We start from the raw sequence: 17,606 nt of genomic DNA, 5'->3' as shown, positions 1-17,606 counted from the left end.
TGAAGGAAGGAAAAGAGAGACATTGAAACTAAGAGAATCTGTCTGCCGGATAATTGCAGACAGAAAAAAACAGCTGCAGCGGTTCCTGTTTCACTTCGGAACGGCTGAAGCTGTCGTATTCATTGATTAGTTGCTGTTGTTCTGTTTCAGACTCTTATCAGCTCCGCAACCCTCTCCCCGTATCGACCAGGTACCAGCAGACTGTATAGAGCACGGTGATAAACAAAACAAGTATCGTTACGGAAACTTGAATCGGCACATCTGTCGTCCCGAGGAAACCATAGCGGAAACCTGAAATCATATACACGATCGGATTAATTTTCGATACCGTCTGCCAGAAAGGCGGCAACATCGAGATGGCATAAAAGACACCGCCGAGATAGGTCAGCGGCTGCAGAACAAACGTCGGGACAATAGATACATCGTCATACGTTTGAGCGAAGACGCCATTGATTAAACCTGCCAAAGAAAACAACACAGCTGTCATCAATAATGTGAGGATGACAATCAGCCATGAGTGCACATGCAGCGGAACAAAAAAGAGCGACACCACCGTGACCAGCGTCCCGACGAGGAGACTTCTGCCAAGCCCGCCAATCACAAAGCCCCAAATGATAACATGCGTCGGAACAGGTGCAACCAGTAGTTCCTCAATATTTTTCTGAAACTTTTGCGAGAAAAAGGATGAAGAGACATTGGCATAAGAGCTAGTGATGGCGGACATCATAATAAGTCCCGGCACGATAAACTCCATGTACGAGAAACCGCCCATGTCACCAATCCGTCCACCGATCATTTTTCCGAAAATAACAAAATATAATGACGTTGTGATGACTGGCGGCACGAGCGTCTGTACCCAAATCCGCAAATAACGGTTAGTCTCTTTGACCGCCAAACTTTTTAGCGCTGTAAAATACGTACTAATCATGTGTGTCCCCCGCTTGCTGTTTTTCTTCTGTGATTTTTAAAAATAGCTCTTCCAGTCGATTGGATTTATTGCGCATGGACAAAACTTTTATGCCCTGCTCGCTGAACTGCTCAAATATCTCATTGACTCCTTGGTGACGTTCGATTTCTACAGCAAGTGTCATGTCATCTTCAAATGAGCTTGTATAGCCTTTTATCTCAGGTTTTGTATCATAAGGCGCCAAATCGAACAAAAATGTTTCAAACTGCAGTTTTGACAGCAGTTTCTTCATACTGGTGTTTTCGATTAATTCACCAGACTGGATGATGCCGATGTTGCGGCACAGCATCTCTGCTTCTTCCAAGTAATGGGTCGTCAAAATAATGGTCGTGCCGCTTTCATTCAACTCGCTTAGAAATGCCCACATTTCCCGCCTCAGCTCGATGTCGACACCTGCTGTCGGTTCGTCCAGTATCAGCAGCCGCGGCTTATGCATCAGCGCCCGGGCAATCATCAGTCTGCGCTTCATCCCGCCGGACAGCATACGCGCACGAGTGTGGCGTTTCTCCCATAAATCTGCTTGTTTCAAATATATCTCGCTGCGCACCAAGGCTTCTTTGCGAGGAACACCGTAATAGCCCGCCTGATTGACTACGATTTGCTGTACCGTCTCAAAGGGATTAAAATTAAACTCCTGCGGCACAAGTCCAATCTGTTTTTTGGCCAGCTCTAAGTCCTTGTCGATATCATAGCCAAATACTTTCACCTGTCCGGATGTTTTATTGACAAGCGATGTAATAATGCCGATGGTGGTCGATTTGCCGGCGCCATTCGGTCCCAGAAGGGCATAAAAGTCACCTTCTTTGACTGCCAAATCAATACCGCGCAGAGCTTCCACCCCTGTTGCATAAACTTTTTTCAACTGTTTTATTTCAAGTGCATTCGTCATATAGTCGCTATCTCCTTATGAGTAGATTCATCTGGTCGGCTCTGGTCAGTTAGCTTGTGTCGCCCGCAAACAATTGTGCCATAGATGCCATGAGGTCTCTTTCAAAATTGTCTTTTAAGGTATAGTGGTGCCACTGTCCTTGTTTGCTGACAGAGATGATGCCGGCTTTTTCCAGTACTTTCATGTGATGCGACAATGTGGGCTGGGTAAATTCAAAATAGCCCAGTACCTCACACGCACACATCGTCCCGCGCGACAAAAGCTTGATGATTTTCAATCTGCTCGGATCAGCCATGGCCTTTAGTACCAATGACATCCTTTCGTCATTCATTGTTTTTCTTCCTTTCGTATATAGACAGTTGTCTATGTTCGTAATATAAAACAGCTGGAAAATAATGTCAAGCATCATTTATTGGCCAGTTAAATTTTTTTATGGAAAAAGATAAAAGCGGCCTCACCTGCTGACCCAATGCTGGTGAAGCCGCTCATTTAGTCAGTTTACGGTTTATCAGCCAAAACTGCCAACGACTTAGCCAGTTCAACTAAATCAAACTGATTTGCTTTTTGAACTGCATCGAATAACGAGATAAAATGCGGGTCATCTGTATTAATTAACGCACCGACCATAGACCCGGTGATTGTGGCAACGGTATCTGTATCATAGCCAATATTTACAGCATCGATTACTGCTTGCAGCGCATCATCCTGATTCAGTGCAACAATTCCAAATGCGCATGGAACTGCTTCTGAAATATGCAGACCGCTGCCAATAATTTGTGATAATCTGCGCAGCTTCTCTTCTTTGCTGCCCGGACCAGCGGCAATTTCAAACGATAGACCGATTCGTTTGGCAACACTTGGTCCCGCTACCTCTCTAGATTTAATTTTCCCCAATGTTTCCCCGCGCGCAGCGCCATATGCCCCTGCGCTTAACACATCTGTCATTGTCGCATTAGTTGCTAAAGAAACACTTGTTGCTGCTGCAACTGCACACGCACCAGAAACCGCTAAAGAATTATCATGTGTGACTTGTGTGATTGTTATTGCTGCTTCCATTGCTTTTTCAATGTTATCAGGAAATAAAATACCCGCAGGTGCAATTTTCATTGCTGCGCCATTCGTAGCTTTTGAAGCATAATCGACTGTAGCAGCACCTGCCAAAGGCTGCATCTTCTTTGATGGGTCTTTATACATCGCGACTGCACTTCTTGTAGTCGGACCAGCAAATCGGTCAAAGTACCATGGTTCGTTTGACCAATCCAAAATTGCTTGAATCACAATATCCTTTGTTAAAACACCTTCATTTTTTAAAATCGCTTGACACAGATAGTATATTTGTGAAAAATCATCCGTAACTTGTCCAGCATCATTTCCTATGGCAAATGCCGTTTCTTTTGGTTTTTCAAATGTCTTAACTGTACCGCCGAACTCATGTCTTATTTGGTCAAATGACAGATTTTCTGTTGCCGCTCCCATTGCATCCCCAATAGCCGCTGCGCCTAACGTACCACTGATTTTTTCTTGTAAATTCATGTGTATCTCCCTTTCTTTTATTATTTCATTGCAGCTTCGGGATCTTTAATCCCAAAAATAAACGTTAAAATGGTTCCTCCTAAAAACGAAATTCCCAAACCTAAGACATATGCCCATAAAGTCGGACCTGCAAACGCAGGAATAGTTGTCAATCCCCCAAACACAAAAGCATTGCCTGTAACGTTAAATGCACCCATAAATGCACCACCTAAAGCTGCTCCAAGACATCCTGCTGCTAGAGGGGTCTTAAATTTAACACCGATACCATAGATTGCCGGTTCAACGATGCCTGATAAAAAAACGGAGGTAATAGCTGTCAAAGAAAAGCTGCGCAACTGCCTATTCTTACTTCTCAAGAAAACAGCAAACGCTGCCCCGGCCATTCCAAAGTTTGCATTCGCACCATATGCGATAAATGGAGAACTTCCTGTTTTAGCTATTTCAGGAATAATGACCATCGTATTAGGTGCCCAATGAACACCAAACATGATTAATATGTTCCAAATTCCGCCAATTAAAGCTCCAGTTATTATTTGATTAATACCAGCAAGCTTATCCACAATATTGGCAATCCCGATACTCAGATAATTACCGACGGGACCAATAATTATCGCAGCCAACGGGACAAGGACCAGCAGGAGAATAGTCGGTATAACAATCATGTGCAAACTATTTGGTAATTTTCTTTTCATCAGTTGTTCCATTTTAGACTGTACCCAAGTCGTTAAAATAGCCGGAATAACCTGACTTGTATAATTGAAGACCGGCAATGATATGCCTAAAAAAGTAACCCAGTTACCCCCATCTCCTTTCATCAAATTCATAAAGTCCGGCATAATCAATGCTCCCATCACTGCGACAGCAATATACGGACTGGTTTTAAACCGGTTAGCAGACGTCACTGCCACCAGCAAAGGCAGAAAGTAAAAAACTGATGTTGCTGCAACTGTGAAAATCAAGTTAGTCGTACTTTCCGTAGAAAGCCATCCTGCTTCATTCGCTAAAATTGTGAACCCTCTTAATAGCCCCGAACCGGCAAGCAATGGCAATAAGGGTGAAAAAATACTCACGACAAGTGCAACAAACTCATTTAGCGGATGTCCCTTTACTTTGGCAGTATCTTCGGTAATCATAGTTCCCTCTTGGTTATCTGCCTCACATAGTTTCATCAACTCATCATAAACATCGCCCACGTTGGTCCCAATAACAATTTGAAGACCTGATTCTTTATCAACAATACCTGCAACATCTTCTAATGCTTCGATTTCTTCAATTTTCGCCAAACTTCTGTCTTTTAAAATGGGACGCAGCCGTGTCGCACAGTACGTGATTGACTCAATGTTCCCTTTTCCACCCATCAATTTCAGAAGTTGTTCTGATAGATTAGTTATTGGATTCATAGCTTTTTCCTTTCTTTATTTATCTTTCTCATCACATATTAAATATCAGCATGCAACAAACAATTTCCTAACACCCTTTCGCGGCAACGTTTTCATTTTTTATTACAATCACTTGCATCTACTTTAATATCCTAAAACCAACTTGCTTCACTTTCTATGCGCAATAGAAGATGATTGATAAATAATTTGCTTACGTAAACATGTTAACTACTCTTATAATATCACAAAAGCAAACTAATAGTAACTATATTTTTATATATAATTACATTTAGTTTGTATATTTAAAAAATCATACTGCCTACAATTAATTTGAAGGGGAAATAATCCGAAATGGATGGGAGAAACGACATGAAATTAGCTCAAATGGAAGAAATTGGAAAACATATTGCCAATTACAGAAAAAAAGCCGGTATGACACAGCTTGAACTAGCCGCAAAAACCGACTTGAGTTTGCAACACATCGGCTACATCGAGAATGGCCGACGGCAGGTTACGCTAAAAACACTGATTAATATCACTAATGCTCTTGAGGTGAATTTATCAACCTTTTTCTTAGGAATAGAAAGAGCTGACGATCAGGTAGGGCAATTAGTGACAAAATTAGAGTATCACCCTAAAAAGGAAACATACCTGACTATTTTTAATGCTATTTTGGATGCGTCATCCGATTAATAACCTAATACAAAAAATCGCAAGGCATGACTGAATTTAGTCACACCATGCGATTTTTTTATACTTACTGGTATTGCGCAGCAGCTTCTACTCTTCCGGCACAACCGCAAACACGCGCGCATTAAATCCGGGAGCTGCTTGAATTTTAGGCAGTCCGATGATGATGGCTCCGCCAGTTGCCGGCAAACGGGACAGATTGTTCATTACTTCCACTTGATATTTGTCTTGCGACAGCCAGTACAATTCGCCGACTAGGCCGCCGTTTTGCCGTGTGTCGGCTGCACTGTCCGTATCCAGCGTTTCATGGCCGATGGCAAGGACATCCCGTTCTTCATGCAAAAACTTCAACGCTTCCAGTGACCAGCCAGGCGTATGCGCCTCGCCCTCTGCATCGCGATTATAAAACTGCTCATGATTATTCCAGCGTTCCGACCAGCCGCTTGAAAAAGCCATAAAACATCCCGCAGGAATCCGGCCGTTTTCTTCTTCAAATTGCAGTAAATCTGCCAAAGTCACAGCATAGTCATTATTTGCCGCCACTTCTTTTTCTTTATGAATCACACACAACGGCAATACCAACTCTTTCAACGTCAGCTGGTCAACGTTTCTGCCGGGCTCATAGAAATGAGACGGTGCATCGACATGTGTGCCGTATTGCGTCACAAGGCTGTACTCTTTGGCATAAAACCCGTCTTCCTTCACTGTTGTGACTGTTTTTTCCGTCATTGGGCTGAATGAGGAAAAATAAGGAATGTTGTCATTCACGTCATGAGACAGGTCAATCCATGTTTGTGTCTTTAAAAAATGCAGGGCTGTTTGAATATCCGTCATCCTGATTCTCTCCTTCTTAAAGTTCTCCCCAGACTTCTTTGGCTATATCCACCACCAAGGAAAGTTTTTTCCACTGGTCATCCTCAGTCAAGGCATTGCCCTCTTGTGTGGAAGAAAAACCGCACTGCGGGCTGAGGCACAGCTGATCCAGCGGTACATAGTTCGCCGCTTCAGCAATACGTTCTTTGATTGCTTCAGGATTTTCCAATTCGCCTGTTTTAGATGTGATTAAACCGACGACGACACGCTGGTCTTTGATATTTTTTAACGGTTCAAAACTGCCTGACCGCTCATCGTCGAATTCAAGGAAGAACCCGTCGAATGCTGCAATAGCCAGCAGGCGCTCGGCAATGCGGTCGTAGGAACCGTTGTACAACCATTTGGACTGGAAATTACCTTTGCAAAAATGGAATGTAACGACCATGTCTGCCGGTTTTTTAGCCAAAACTTGCTCGGTGATATCGCCGAACTCCTGAATCAGCGCATCAGGGTCGTAACCGTTCTTGGCGATACTTTCTCTAAAGTTGTCATCAAACAGTGCACCCCAGCTCGTATCGTCCAGTTGCAGATAACGGCAGCCGACATCGTAAAATGCCTGAATAGCGTCTTGATATGTGTTAATCAAGTCAGCCACAAACTGGTCTTTCGTCTGATAGACCGGCTGCTCATGGTACCGTTCTGACATTAAAAAGGAATTCAAAAAAATCATGTTCGGACCGGGAATTGTTTGTTTTGCCAATGTTTCTCCTGCATGCTTTTTCGTAAACGCGAAGTGCGCCAAAAAAGGATGATCCGGATTGAATGAAAGTTCGTCGCTGACGTAGGTGCCTTGCGCTTCCGATTCGATGCCGAAGCCTTTCATGATATAGTCAAACACTGTGATACCGTTTAACCCAGCAATAAAATCCAGATGCCACCAGCGTCTGCGAAACTCGCCGTCTGTCACAGCCTTTAAACCGACCGCTTTTTGCTTGTCGATGGCGGCGATTATTTCCTCATCTTCTATTTTTTGTAATTCTTCTTTGCTCAATGCACCTGATTTAACGGCTTCTCTCGCTTTTTTCAGCCGTTCAGGGCGCAGCAGGCTGCCGACTTGGTCGCCTCTAAATGGAATGTTAGACAACATGCATCAACCTTTCTTATTTAAGATAAGTCTATTATAGCAGAAGGCAACAGGTTTAATGGATAATTTTCTGACTTTTCTAAAAATTTATAGTAAAACGGAACGGCCGGGAAATGGTCTTTCACACAGCCGTTCCGTTTGTTCGATTATCTTCTGACTGATCTGGCAATTCTGCTCATCGTATGGCGGATGCCTCTGATGGCAACTGACAGTGCATAGATGTTTTCCAAAGTTGCTACACCGGCAACATAGCCGCCGTCACCGATATGCTGGATATCTACACCGGCAATCTTGTTGCGCAAGGCGATGTGTCGAATTGTTTCCTGATCGGCACTTTCTTGACTCGTGCCGATTGCTGACATAGTCAAAGCCCCCCGTTCTTGGGCGTATTTGACCCCTTCAATCAGTTCGGCGTCCGTAAAGCCCGGGATGGAGCCGACTGCCGGCATCAAAATGATATCTGCACCAGCGGCGACAAATGCTTGAATCGCTTCTTTGGATACAACCGGTTCATCCACGCCTGCACTGTGCATTTTCCCGGCAATCACCAAACCTGAAAAATGTTTTTTAGCCACGGCAACTGCTTTTTCGATGCTCTTGTTTGTGACGCCAGTTCCCGGATTGCCTGTCAGGCAAATGAAGTCTAGGCCCAACTTATCCGCCAATGCCAGCGTGTCGGCAGAGCAGGTACGGCCTGCTGGAATATTGATGCGGTTTTGCAATAGGTCGATGGTGTCATCCACCGGCTCCAAGTTGATGCCCACGGGACGTCCCGTCAGTTCACGAAGTGTTTGTATCAGGCGGTCGCCGTCAACGTCCGGCATGCCGTTAATTTGAGGCGCATAGCAATCAAAGCCGTTCAACAGCAACAAATCAGCGCCATAGGACACGGCCACCTCCGCATTGGTGATGTCGCCAATGATTGCTGCATGTTGCCGATTATCTCTGAACAAATCGTCCGCCCAGCTGATGCTTTGATAGACTGCTTCAGTTCTTCCTTATTCATCGCCAGTATCTCACTGGCATTGGCACTTAAAAATCGTTTGACCATTGGTTTACCTCTCCTCTATAAGTTTTCTTGACCGGCTTCCTTGGCTGCGTACTTGTCAGCTGCCTTTAAGAACGGCATATAGATAACTATTGAACTCAGCAAACAAGTAATCCCCAACAGCAATCCCTGCCATGTACCACCTGTAGCTAAAAATGACAAGATTGGGCCGGGTGTCGTCCAAGGCACACCGATACCTGCTGGTACTACCCATTTTAAACCAACTGTTGCAACATAAGCAATCGTCAAACTGACAATCGGAGTTAATATAAATGGTACGGCTAAAATCGAATTCAAAACCAGCGGCAGACCAATTAAACAAAAAAACCGCTGTATATTGCTATACAGCGGTAACGTCGTGTCAGTTACTATAAGCGCTCGCTATTACCGAAAATAGTAGCGGCTCAGTTCAAGCGCGCTGCGTTCCATCAGCAGACGCCCGTATTCTTCCAGCATATCAAGGGTAATGTGTGTTTTGTCTCCGTATTCATAAAGCAGTGCAATGTCATTGGCAATCTGCCCGTCTGTCGACTCATCTGTCAAAAATGTCACTACTAAATAGTATTCGCCGTTCAGCGTATACAAGTCAGTCACTACATTCGCCAGTCGGATGTTTTTTGCCAAAGCGATAAATTCTTCAAAATCGTTGAGTTTAAAGACGACTTCCAGAGTCATCGCATCCGGCGCGCTGAGGTATTCCTCTATATCATCCACATCATCCACATTGGATTTGACATCTTTTCCTTGCTCAAACATATGTTGCTTCAGATAGTCTGCAAAGCCTTCCTGATAGCCTTCAAACTGTCCGTCTATGTCATCGCCGTCTGCCATTGGAGTATTTTTACTGATAAACAGCTCTAATCCATCACGGTTGGGTAGCACTTGAAATGTCACGGAATCAGTTTCTTGAAATTGTTCATCTACATCTACTTCCTCTAAAATACTGTAGAAGAAACTTTCAATCTGCTTGTGATTCCCTAACAAGTCCAGAAACGTTATTCCTCTTTCAGCTAAATCGTCATTGCCGATTAAAACACGGATTGTATTTTCGTTGATACGTTCCATTTCCATCTTGCTACACCTCATTTCTGTAAAAAATTCCTTCCCTAGCCTCATTGTATCGAAAATACGGAAAAAGTAAAGGGATTGGGTTTAAAAGATACGTAAATTAAATAAAATCAGCATACAGGACAAGAGTTCTTGTATGCTGAATACACGTCAAATTTTAAAAATGCCGGCAACTTTTTATAAACCGGCCATCATTTGTGCCCGTTTTAATTCCAATGCGCGGACTTCCCGCGGCAGGAATCTGCGAATTTCATCTTCATTGAATCCAACTTGAAGTCTTTTTTCATCTATCATAATCGGTCTTCTCAATAGCCCCGGATTGTCTTTCACCAGTGTCAATAACTCGGCCAATGGCAGGTCATCCAAATCAACATCTAATTTTTGAAAAACTTTTGAGCGGGTGGAGATGATCTCTTCAGTCCCATCTTCAGTCATCCGCAAAATTTCTTTCAACTCGTCTTGACTTAATGGCTCGGAAAAAATGTTTCGTTCTATGAAGGGAATTTTATGTTCCTGCAACCAGGCGCGCGCTTTACGACAAGAGGTGCAACTAGGCGACGTATATAACTTTAACATAGACATTCACTCCCTTTTTGCCAGATTGGCAATACTTTTTAGACAGTTTTTTTTACTTGTCTTCCAATACATAATTATTATACAACATTCCATTGAGAATGACTACACTTATTTAAAAATTCTTAATTTGTTTTCATTTTAATAACCTTGATAATACAAGGGTTACCAGACTTTTTTCATTCAAATTTTAGTCAAATAAAAATCGCTAAAAATTCACAAATAAGAAAAATATAACAGTTTTCACTGCTGTACCATCAAAATTTATTTGTTTTCTTTTTTCAAAAAATTCCCGTTCTTGCCGCTTACCTGAAAAAGCCTCCCCGGGAATGTAACCGTTTGATATCAAGGGAGAATAACGCTGATTTCCTTTTTTTCCGGTGCGTGCCGGACATCTTTCTGCATGAAATACGGTGGTAATTCAAACAGGGGTGCAGCTTCTTTAGCAGTATTTTATGATACATGACAAATACACGCTTTGTTTTCTGCTATAATTGTCAGCCACTATTGTATAAAACGTTACTCTTTTATAGCAAACGCATATTTTACGGAACTATAAAACCGTTTTTGTCTATTTGCGTTTTTGGGTAAAGCGGCTCCGCCGGTTAAAGTTAGAAATCCGGACGCCACGGTGAAAAGTTGTTTTGGACTTCAATGTCTTGCACAATGCCTTTGTCATCAAAGATAACACCATGCATCGAGCCGCCGTACACAGCCCCGCCGTCAATGCCGATTTTATTATCTTGCAGCCACAAATCAGTTGTCACATTATCCCCATGCAAGCTTGGCGTGATCGTATGGCCAAAGATGATGACCTTGCCTGTCCGGTTTTCTCCTGAATGGAATGGTTCGCGTATCCAGACAAAATCTCTCGCACTGCTGTGCCGCCAATCGTTCAACTCGAGGTTCACGCCTGCGTGCACGCAGACATAGTCATGCCATTCATAATAGAGCGGCAATGATGACAAAAACGCAATCAGTTCCTTGTACGCCGACCGTATCATCAGCGCCATTTCTGTTGGCGAATACTCAGCCGCCGCGCCCGGATGGAGCAGGCTGTTAAGCGTGCTGTCACCGCCGTTGAAATGATAATTGGGATACATCAGCTCCGGTTTTGCCAGAAAATCGAGGAACATCCGCTCATGATTCCCCATCAGATACACCGCACCGGTTTCTTCCACCAGCTGTTTACCCAAGAGCAGGCACGCTTTCGACTGGGGGCCTCTGTCTAGCAAATCGCCAATCAGCACCAGTTGATGCATCTTCTGATCGTAATCTTTCAAAAGCTCATTAAAAAGGGACAAATTACCATGGACATCACTTATCACAAATAATAATTTTGACATCTTTCTCCATCCTTTTTTGTGTGGCTGTGTTTGTTACTGCGGGTTGCTTGCAAAATTTAGTTGTATGCCGGGGGCGTCCAGTGCGATTTCCGTGACTTCATAGGTCAGCCGCTCAATCATTAACAGCAGCGGACGTACCAGCAAATCAATTTCTTCTTTTGCCAAGTCTGTGTTGCTGGATACTTTTTTATTTTTTAATGTACTGACCTGTCCCAGTGTGCCGGATATCAGCACTTGCTTCAAAACAATTTTGAATTCCACGCTGATTCCGACAATACTGTCTTTATCGCTGTCCAGCGCCATTTCTTTAGTAATCGGCAGCGGTGTCACGCTGACATTAATCGCTGTTTCTTCGCTATGATCTTTTGGCAATGCATCGTAATGAAAGGCATTGACAAATTCTTTCTGTCTATTAATTTCCAAAAATATACCCTCGCTTTTTCGTCAGTTACCTTTATTTTATACAATAACCAGAAGAATGTATACAGGCAAATAAAAAAAGCTTGTCATTACTCGCCGACAAGCTCTTGTTCGCTGATTTCTTTTTCTTTTTGACGGTACTTTTCCATTTTTTTGCTGAACAGTTCGCCATTTGTTGGCGGCGTGTACGTGATGGCGTTCGCTCCGGCCTGAATCGTTTCCAAAATCGATTCATCCGTTGGGCCGCCTGTGGCAATAATCGGAAAATCCGGATAGTCTTCCCTGATTTTCCGTACGATGGCTGCCGTATGGCGTCCGCCGCTGACGTTCAGGATTTTCGTTCCGGCGTCGATTTTTTCTTTAACATCTGTGTATTCCGAGGTGATAGTGCCAATAATCGGCACGTCGACCACCTTGGCAATCTCCCGAATCGTTTCTTTCCCCGTCGGCGCGTTGACGACAACGCCTATGGAGCCATTTGCCTCGGCAAATATACTCATCACAACAGACCTGTTGCCTTGTGTCAGACCGCCGCCTACGCCTGAGAATACCGGCAGGTCGGCTCCTTCCACAATACTTTTAATAATCGTCGGGTGAGGGGTAAACGGATAAACAGCGATGACCGCATCCGCATCAATGTTGCGGATGACGGCAATGTCCGTCGAATAGCAAATTGATTTGATGCGCCGCCCGAATATCCGGATCCCCGAGCATTCTCTGATGACAGACGGAACCTGAATAATGTCCCGCCGCAAATCAGTCGTAATTTCTGGTACTTTTTTCTTCATAACTCACCACATCTCCCCATCATGTGCCTTTGCCGTATAGCGTGTTTGTGTTACAAATCATATTGATAGAGCTCGTATGTTTCAATGACGGATATAATCTTTTGGGCATAGCCCGGGTCGGTCGCATAGCCGGCAGCCTCCAAAGACTTGGCCGCGCTGCGATAATTGTCGGCAAGCAGTACGCCCCTGTATAAATAAGGGTCCCAATCAACGCCGTTAACAAACAGCAGCGTATGGTCCTTCATTGATGCTTCCCAGCTGTCGTATACTTTAAAATCTGCTTTGATTTCAATCCACTCGCCGTCAACATGTTCCTTTGTTACCAGATTTACTGAATTGTTGTCGGGATGAAACGATTTCATGCCAAAAAGATTGTTATAGGTGGCACTCAATTCACTTCTTCCCCAGTCCGATTCGAGAATCGCCTGACCGATGATGATGCTTGGAAGGATACCATACTCCTGCTGCAACTGCTGAGAATACGGGACCAGCCGTTCGATAAATTCGGTCTGATTCATCGTCGGCTCCTCCACTGTGACAGCTGACGGACGGGACAATCCTCTCAAACTGATGACAAAAACAACGATTCCTATCACGATGATGCCCAAGCTGATAAATGCAGGAATGTTTTTGACGTTCGGCGATTGGTATTTCCTTCTATTCCTCTTCATTCTCTACCTACTTTTTAGTTGATCGATATATTCTTCCAGCGACAAATTGTTTGCCATGATGTAACGGGCGCTTTCAACACCGACATAGCGGATATGCCATGGTTCGTACTTGATACCTGTCTGTGCTTCTTTGCCCTCAGGGTACCGGATGATGAACCCGTAATCGGCACAGTTGGCTGCCAGCCACTTGCCGCCTTTGGATTTGCCGAAGTCTGTTTCCAACCCTCTGCCGGACTGATACCAGCTGTCGTCCAGAACATCCAGCGCCAAACCGGTCTGATGCTCGCTGCAGCCCGGTGTGGCCACATAATCAAGTGCTTTTTTCTTGGCTTCCGATTCACTGTAGCCTTGTGCCATGTAATCTTCTGTGTCCGTTGCCAAAATAGCTTCCTGCTCTTGAAGCGAGCGGTACCCGGAAAGAACAATCAGGCGAATATCTGATTTCAGAGCCGCCTGTAATAAATTATCATAGGCTGTTTTAATCCGTTTGTCAATTTTGTAGCCACTTTCCAGTTCGACAAGTTCCATACTGGAATCGGGCGCAGGATTGTCTTTATTGACAAGCATCAGCTCCCAGTCTTTCACCGATACACTGGGCAGCTTTTTATTGGTCGCTTGTTTCTTTTTTGCGGCACTTTCTTCATTGTTCTCTGCATTCGTTTGTCTATTTCCCTGATGGGTGTGCGTAATACGCGCCTCATCAGCAAAAAATGCCATCCCAGCGAAAATAATAAGAACGCTCAAAAAGAAAACCATTATTCTCTTCGCCATTCTATCATTCCTCACTCCTCTTGTGCCGAAACCTCGTCCGCCATGTATGTATCTTCCAGATTTTCATCGACCCACTCCAGCAGGTCGACAGAGGCATCCTCTATTTGCTGCTGGATCACTGCCGGCATGAAAAATTCCAAAATATCGTCATAGCCCCATTCGCCGTAGGACATGACGACCCGTAAATTCACTGTGTGTTTCATCACCTGCTGTTCTGACTGTCTAGGGAAATGGCTTTTCTTCGACACCAGTTCCACATCCGCTTCGTCGGAATGCAGCCATTTTTTTGCGATGATGGCTTTCAGACGTTTGTATTCGGAGACCACGTAGTTTCTTTTTTCCGGAAACAGAATCGTCTGACGGATAATTTTTTGAACCAGCATCCATTCGTAATCCGAAAACAGTCCTTTCATCTTCTGCATGACGTCTGCCGGCAGATTGCTGCGCCCTTTCTGCCATTCCCACCATACCTCAGTGGAAATTTGTAAATAATGTTTACAAAAAAGTTCTTCATTTATAAATTGTTCTTGAATACGGTCTTGCACGATTCTTACTAATGCCTGATGCATGTCAATCACCTCACTTATCATTTTACCTGTTTCAACCGAAAAAATCAGCTTTATCCATTTTCTGTAATCAATTTTTAAAGCTCTCTTGATATTTTAGTTACTATTCGGCCCTGTTTAAGGATATAATATAGTAAAAAAGACAAAGGAGCCAGTAAATTGACACAATACCATTGGGGCATTATCGGGCTTGGCGGCATCGCGACCCAGTTCGCCGAAACATTCAACCAGCGGCACAGCCGTCTGTCAGCAGTTGCTTCCCGCGACTTGCGGAAAGCTCGGCAGTTTGCCAACACGCACAATATCGGCAAAGCTTACGGCAGCTATATGGAGCTGTTGCAGGACAAAGAAATTGATATGGTGTACATCGCCACACCGCACAACTACCATTTGGAATGGATACTTGCCACTCTGACACACGGCAAGCATGTGTTGTGCGAAAAAGCCATCACCTTGACTCACAATGAACTTGCCGAAGCAATTGAAACTGCCGATGCGCACAACGTCTATCTGGCAGAGGCAATGACCATTTACAACATGCCGCTTTATGACACGCTGAAAAAACGCATCGCAGCAAATGAATTCGGCAAACTGAAAACTATCCAAGTCTCATTCGGCAGTTTGAAAGAAGCAGACCCTGAAAACCGGTTTTTCAATCCTGATTTGGCAGGAGGGGCGCTGCTTGACATCGGCACGTACGCCATGTCCTTTGCCCGTTTTTTCCTGTCAGAACAGCCGGATAAACTGTCGTCTTTCATGACGCCGTTTTCTACCGGGGTGGATGAACAGTCGGTAACGATCCTCAACAACCCGGCCAATGAAATGGCCACCGTCGCCCTTAATTTCCGTGCCAAAATGCCAAAGCGCGGCATCGTCGCCTTTGAAAAAGCCTACTTGACAATTGACGACTACCCGCGTGCCGATACTGCTGTCATTACTTATCCGGATGGCAAAACAGAACTGGTCGAAAGCGGAAAGTCCGCCGATGCACTGAATTATGAAATTGCCAACTTCACACAAATGGTCGCTAGACAAGAAGACAATCCCTCGCTGCGCTTGACAGGCGATGTGATGAAATTGCTTGACTGGATGCGGCGCGACTGGCAAGCAGACAACTAGCACACACTGAAAAAACCGGCCGCACCTTGTTGGTGGCCGGTTTTTTCATATCTCTTCACCTGACTGCTTTCCTTATATACTTTGGCGTTCTGCGTCAAGCTTCGTCTGGCTGAAGACGACTTTGATGTCGATGAAAGTTTTAAATTCTGTCAGGAGCTGATACAAACGGGCGCGGTTTTCAAATTCTTCACGTGTTGCCGGCAGCGGCATCGTGCGGTAGCTCTCATATACACGTTCGATTTTTTCCAGAATCAGCAGCCCGTCATTGTCTTCCCCGTATGTGTCATAAGTAAACTCAAATAATTCCCTGATACCTTCGGCAATCTCATAGCTGACATCAGTCTGCTCAAGCAAATCGAGCATTTCTTTCAAAACTGTGACTTGGATGTTCCGCATGTCAAAATAATCCATTTCATAAGCAGACTGCCCCAGCAGACGGTTTTCCGCATCGCGTCGGGCGTACTCCCTGCCTTCCTGAATCATTTCGTCCAGTGAATCCAATATTTGTTCACAGTTGAGCTGGAGACTTTTATCCGCCAGCGTCTGCGACATTTTTTTCAGCAAGTAGCGGATCGTTTCGTCGACAGCTTGCTTATCCCGCTTGATTTTTTCAGCCGTACTCGGCATGTACAAGTTGGACAGCAAGGCCAAACCCGCCCCAATCACCAGCAAAGAAAAACTGTTGACGATCAGCTCGAAAGATATGCTCTGTTCATTCAAAAAATGCGTCACGAGCACTGAGCTGACAGGAATGCCTTCCGACAGTCCCCAGCGGGCGGCACACGGGATGAACAGCAGCAAATAAACGCCGAAGGCAAGCGCATTGTACCCAATCAGGCGGTAACAGACAAACGCAATGATGATGGCGGTCGCCAGTGCGATGAGGCGCGACAGGCCGACTTTAAATGATGATTTCTTAGTATTTGTCACACTCAGTATGGCAATGACCCCGGCAGTTGCCGGATATAACAGTCCCAGCTGTGCCGCCAGCCAAATCGCCAGCGCCGCACTGATTGCCGTTTTGATCGTTCTCAACCCTATTTTCACCGGTTAACCCCCTGTAAATGAATTTAGCCGTCTTTATAGTTATAACATTTATTTTTTCGAAAAACTAGCCGAATAGCTCATCTTCGTTTATTATAATAAGTAGACAGAAGGAGGAACGATTTTTGAAAAAAAGAGCTGCGATTATTTTACATGTACTAAGCGCAATGTTGTTTCTTTCGGCCTGCGGCATCACGCAAGAGTTAGAGCAAGCCAGCACGACTGTCTCAGCACTGAAGGAACTGCTGCACACGCAGACATCTCAACTGCAAGAACTGCAGGAAGATGTGCAAGATATTTGGCGTGCATTTGATAGTGATGATTTAAACAACGTCAAAGGCGAAAATCTATTTAACCAGGAAAAAGGCGAACTTTTTGAAAATATGGAACGGCGCACGGAACAATTGCAACAAATCACGGACACGCAAAAAGAAATAGACGCTGTCCAACGACAGCTCAAAGGCATCCACAAAAAAGAAGCCGTCGATGTTGACAATGAAAAGCTTCAGCTGATTATCAACAGTCTGGATATACTGAAAAACGACTTTGAATCATTGTCGCTGTATCTCACATCAAGTTTTGAACAAGAGGAAGCATTATACAGCCAGCTGCCAGTTGAAAACCTGAGCAGCCAGCAATCGATTTTAAACCGGACATTCGGGGCAATCATGCTCGTTTCCGATGAGAGTATTGCAAACATCGATTACACACTTGGTTTGATCGACACATTCACAGCGTCTCAAAACAAAGCTGCGGCATCGCAATAGGAAGGGAAAA

General features: G+C 44.4%; 20 protein-coding genes and 1 pseudogene. 3 read left to right on the top strand and 18 right to left on the bottom strand.

What is annotated here, in order from left to right; genetic code table 11:
• Positions 1-157: 157 nt before the first annotated feature.
• The 5 genes from CBF27_RS06130 to CBF27_RS06110 all read right to left on the bottom strand — a co-directional run bounded on the left by CBF27_RS06130 (position 158) and on the right by CBF27_RS06110 (position 4,789).
• Positions 158-928 (bottom strand): ABC transporter permease, encoded by a 771-nt coding sequence (locus CBF27_RS06130; RefSeq protein ID WP_126813439.1) that lies wholly within the window; start codon positions 926-928, stop codon positions 158-160.
• Positions 921-1,856 carry an ABC transporter ATP-binding protein gene (locus tag CBF27_RS06125; protein ID WP_126813438.1) on the bottom strand — a complete coding sequence of 312 codons (936 nt, stop codon included), beginning with the start codon at positions 1,854-1,856 and terminating at the stop codon, positions 921-923. The genes CBF27_RS06130 and CBF27_RS06125 overlap by 8 nt, the downstream gene beginning before the upstream one ends.
• A gap of 49 nt (positions 1,857-1,905) precedes the next feature.
• Entirely contained in the window at positions 1,906-2,187 is a 282-nt protein-coding gene (locus CBF27_RS06120) for an ArsR/SmtB family transcription factor (RefSeq protein ID WP_126813437.1), read from the bottom strand.
• 167 nt (positions 2,188-2,354) lie between these two features.
• Positions 2,355-3,389 (bottom strand): ADP-ribosylglycohydrolase family protein, encoded by a 1,035-nt coding sequence (locus CBF27_RS06115; protein ID WP_126813436.1) that lies wholly within the window; start codon positions 3,387-3,389, stop codon positions 2,355-2,357.
• A 20-nt stretch (positions 3,390-3,409) separates the two neighbouring features.
• Positions 3,410-4,789 carry a PTS transporter subunit EIIC gene (locus CBF27_RS06110; protein ID WP_126813435.1) on the bottom strand — a complete coding sequence of 460 codons (1,380 nt, stop codon included), beginning with the start codon at positions 4,787-4,789 and terminating at the stop codon, positions 3,410-3,412.
• Between the two features lie 348 nt (positions 4,790-5,137).
• Here CBF27_RS06110 and CBF27_RS06105 point away from each other — a divergent pair, with 348 nt between their 5' ends.
• The gene (locus CBF27_RS06105; RefSeq protein WP_170175017.1) at positions 5,138-5,461 is read left to right on the top strand and encodes a helix-turn-helix domain-containing protein; all 324 of its coding nucleotides are present in this window, start codon (positions 5,138-5,140) and stop codon (positions 5,459-5,461) included.
• A gap of 87 nt (positions 5,462-5,548) precedes the next feature.
• Here the strand turns inward: CBF27_RS06105 and CBF27_RS06100 are convergent, their stop codons facing one another.
• The 12 genes and pseudogenes from CBF27_RS06100 to CBF27_RS06045 form a co-directional block, all read right to left on the bottom strand.
• Positions 5,549-6,292: a cyclase family protein gene (locus CBF27_RS06100; protein WP_126813433.1), complete on the bottom strand. Its 744-nt coding sequence runs from the start codon at positions 6,290-6,292 to the stop codon at positions 5,549-5,551.
• 16 nt (positions 6,293-6,308) lie between these two features.
• Positions 6,309-7,418: a 5-methyltetrahydropteroyltriglutamate--homocysteine S-methyltransferase gene (locus CBF27_RS06095; protein WP_126813432.1), complete on the bottom strand. Its 1,110-nt coding sequence runs from the start codon at positions 7,416-7,418 to the stop codon at positions 6,309-6,311.
• A gap of 143 nt (positions 7,419-7,561) precedes the next feature.
• Positions 7,562-8,466 (bottom strand): annotated as a pseudogene (locus tag CBF27_RS06090) (DUF7916 family protein).
• A gap of 15 nt (positions 8,467-8,481) precedes the next feature.
• Positions 8,482-8,760 (bottom strand): PTS sugar transporter subunit IIC, encoded by a 279-nt coding sequence (locus CBF27_RS06085; RefSeq protein ID WP_126813431.1) that lies wholly within the window; start codon positions 8,758-8,760, stop codon positions 8,482-8,484.
• A gap of 87 nt (positions 8,761-8,847) precedes the next feature.
• Positions 8,848-9,534, bottom strand: coding sequence for an adaptor protein MecA (locus tag CBF27_RS06080; protein ID WP_126813430.1), 687 nt, complete (start codon positions 9,532-9,534; stop codon positions 8,848-8,850).
• 174 nt (positions 9,535-9,708) lie between these two features.
• On the bottom strand, positions 9,709-10,107 hold the full coding sequence (gene spxA, locus CBF27_RS06075) for a transcriptional regulator SpxA (RefSeq protein ID WP_126813429.1): 399 nt from the start codon (positions 10,105-10,107) through the stop codon (positions 9,709-9,711).
• Between the two features lie 608 nt (positions 10,108-10,715).
• Positions 10,716-11,450: a metallophosphoesterase gene (locus CBF27_RS06070; protein WP_126813427.1), complete on the bottom strand. Its 735-nt coding sequence runs from the start codon at positions 11,448-11,450 to the stop codon at positions 10,716-10,718.
• A 33-nt stretch (positions 11,451-11,483) separates the two neighbouring features.
• A complete protein-coding gene (locus tag CBF27_RS06065) occupies positions 11,484-11,873 on the bottom strand; it encodes a DUF1149 family protein (RefSeq protein ID WP_126813425.1) in 390 nt (129 codons plus the stop codon).
• A gap of 86 nt (positions 11,874-11,959) precedes the next feature.
• Positions 11,960-12,658, bottom strand: a complete 699-nt coding sequence (locus CBF27_RS06060; protein ID WP_126813423.1) for a beta/alpha barrel domain-containing protein — start codon at positions 12,656-12,658, stop codon at positions 11,960-11,962.
• Between the two features lie 50 nt (positions 12,659-12,708).
• Positions 12,709-13,329 carry a glycoside hydrolase family 73 protein gene (locus CBF27_RS06055; protein ID WP_126813421.1) on the bottom strand — a complete coding sequence of 207 codons (621 nt, stop codon included), beginning with the start codon at positions 13,327-13,329 and terminating at the stop codon, positions 12,709-12,711.
• A gap of 3 nt (positions 13,330-13,332) precedes the next feature.
• Positions 13,333-14,046, bottom strand: coding sequence for a M15 family metallopeptidase (locus CBF27_RS06050; protein WP_170175016.1), 714 nt, complete (start codon positions 14,044-14,046; stop codon positions 13,333-13,335).
• 65 nt (positions 14,047-14,111) lie between these two features.
• Entirely contained in the window at positions 14,112-14,669 is a 558-nt protein-coding gene (locus tag CBF27_RS06045; RefSeq protein WP_126813416.1) for a hypothetical protein, read from the bottom strand.
• Positions 14,670-14,825: 156 nt separating this feature from the next.
• Between CBF27_RS06045 and CBF27_RS06040 the strand changes: the two genes are divergently transcribed.
• Positions 14,826-15,785, top strand: a complete 960-nt coding sequence (locus CBF27_RS06040) for a Gfo/Idh/MocA family protein (protein WP_126813414.1) — start codon at positions 14,826-14,828, stop codon at positions 15,783-15,785.
• Between the two features lie 72 nt (positions 15,786-15,857).
• Here CBF27_RS06040 and CBF27_RS06035 read toward each other — a convergent pair whose 3' ends face one another.
• Positions 15,858-16,832, bottom strand: coding sequence for an aromatic acid exporter family protein (locus CBF27_RS06035; RefSeq protein ID WP_126813412.1), 975 nt, complete (start codon positions 16,830-16,832; stop codon positions 15,858-15,860).
• 122 nt (positions 16,833-16,954) lie between these two features.
• On the opposite strand from CBF27_RS06035, the gene CBF27_RS06030 reads away from it, so the two are divergent.
• Complete coding sequence (locus CBF27_RS06030; RefSeq protein WP_126813410.1) at positions 16,955-17,596, top strand: hypothetical protein; 642 nt, start codon at positions 16,955-16,957, stop codon at positions 17,594-17,596.
• The last annotated feature ends 10 nt before the right edge of the window (positions 17,597-17,606 follow it).

The organism is Vagococcus acidifermentans, assembly GCF_003987655.1.
GTDB classification, from domain to species: Bacteria; Bacillota; Bacilli; order Lactobacillales; family Vagococcaceae; genus Vagococcus_B; species Vagococcus_B acidifermentans.
The sequence above is the reverse complement of the archived record's forward strand: the minus strand, read 5'-3'. Positions and strand labels throughout refer to the sequence as shown.

Bases quoted from the DNA above. Each gene is read 5' to 3' on its own strand.
- CBF27_RS06130 (WP_126813439.1), bottom strand. From the start codon at position 928: ATGATTAGTACGTATTTTACAGCGCTAAAAAGTTTGGCGGTCAAAGAG.
- CBF27_RS06125 (WP_126813438.1), bottom strand. From the start codon at position 1,856: ATGACGAATGCACTTGAAATAAAACAGTTGAAAAAAGTTTATGCAACA.
- CBF27_RS06120 (WP_126813437.1), bottom strand. From the start codon at position 2,187: ATGAATGACGAAAGGATGTCATTGGTACTAAAGGCCATGGCTGATCCG.
- CBF27_RS06115 (WP_126813436.1), bottom strand. From the start codon at position 3,389: ATGAATTTACAAGAAAAAATCAGTGGTACGTTAGGCGCAGCGGCTATT.
- CBF27_RS06110 (WP_126813435.1), bottom strand. From the start codon at position 4,789: ATGAATCCAATAACTAATCTATCAGAACAACTTCTGAAATTGATGGGT.
- CBF27_RS06105 (WP_170175017.1), top strand. From the start codon at position 5,138: ATGAAATTAGCTCAAATGGAAGAAATTGGAAAACATATTGCCAATTAC.
- CBF27_RS06100 (WP_126813433.1), bottom strand. From the start codon at position 6,292: ATGACGGATATTCAAACAGCCCTGCATTTTTTAAAGACACAAACATGG.
- CBF27_RS06095 (WP_126813432.1), bottom strand. From the start codon at position 7,418: ATGTTGTCTAACATTCCATTTAGAGGCGACCAAGTCGGCAGCCTGCTG.
- CBF27_RS06080 (WP_126813430.1), bottom strand. From the start codon at position 9,534: ATGGAAATGGAACGTATCAACGAAAATACAATCCGTGTTTTAATCGGC.
- spxA (WP_126813429.1), bottom strand. From the start codon at position 10,107: ATGTTAAAGTTATATACGTCGCCTAGTTGCACCTCTTGTCGTAAAGCG.
- CBF27_RS06070 (WP_126813427.1), bottom strand. From the start codon at position 11,450: ATGTCAAAATTATTATTTGTGATAAGTGATGTCCATGGTAATTTGTCC.
- CBF27_RS06060 (WP_126813423.1), bottom strand. From the start codon at position 12,658: ATGAAGAAAAAAGTACCAGAAATTACGACTGATTTGCGGCGGGACATT.
- CBF27_RS06055 (WP_126813421.1), bottom strand. From the start codon at position 13,329: ATGAAGAGGAATAGAAGGAAATACCAATCGCCGAACGTCAAAAACATT.
- CBF27_RS06050 (WP_170175016.1), bottom strand. From the start codon at position 14,046: ATGGCATTTTTTGCTGATGAGGCGCGTATTACGCACACCCATCAGGGA.
- CBF27_RS06045 (WP_126813416.1), bottom strand. From the start codon at position 14,669: ATGCATCAGGCATTAGTAAGAATCGTGCAAGACCGTATTCAAGAACAA.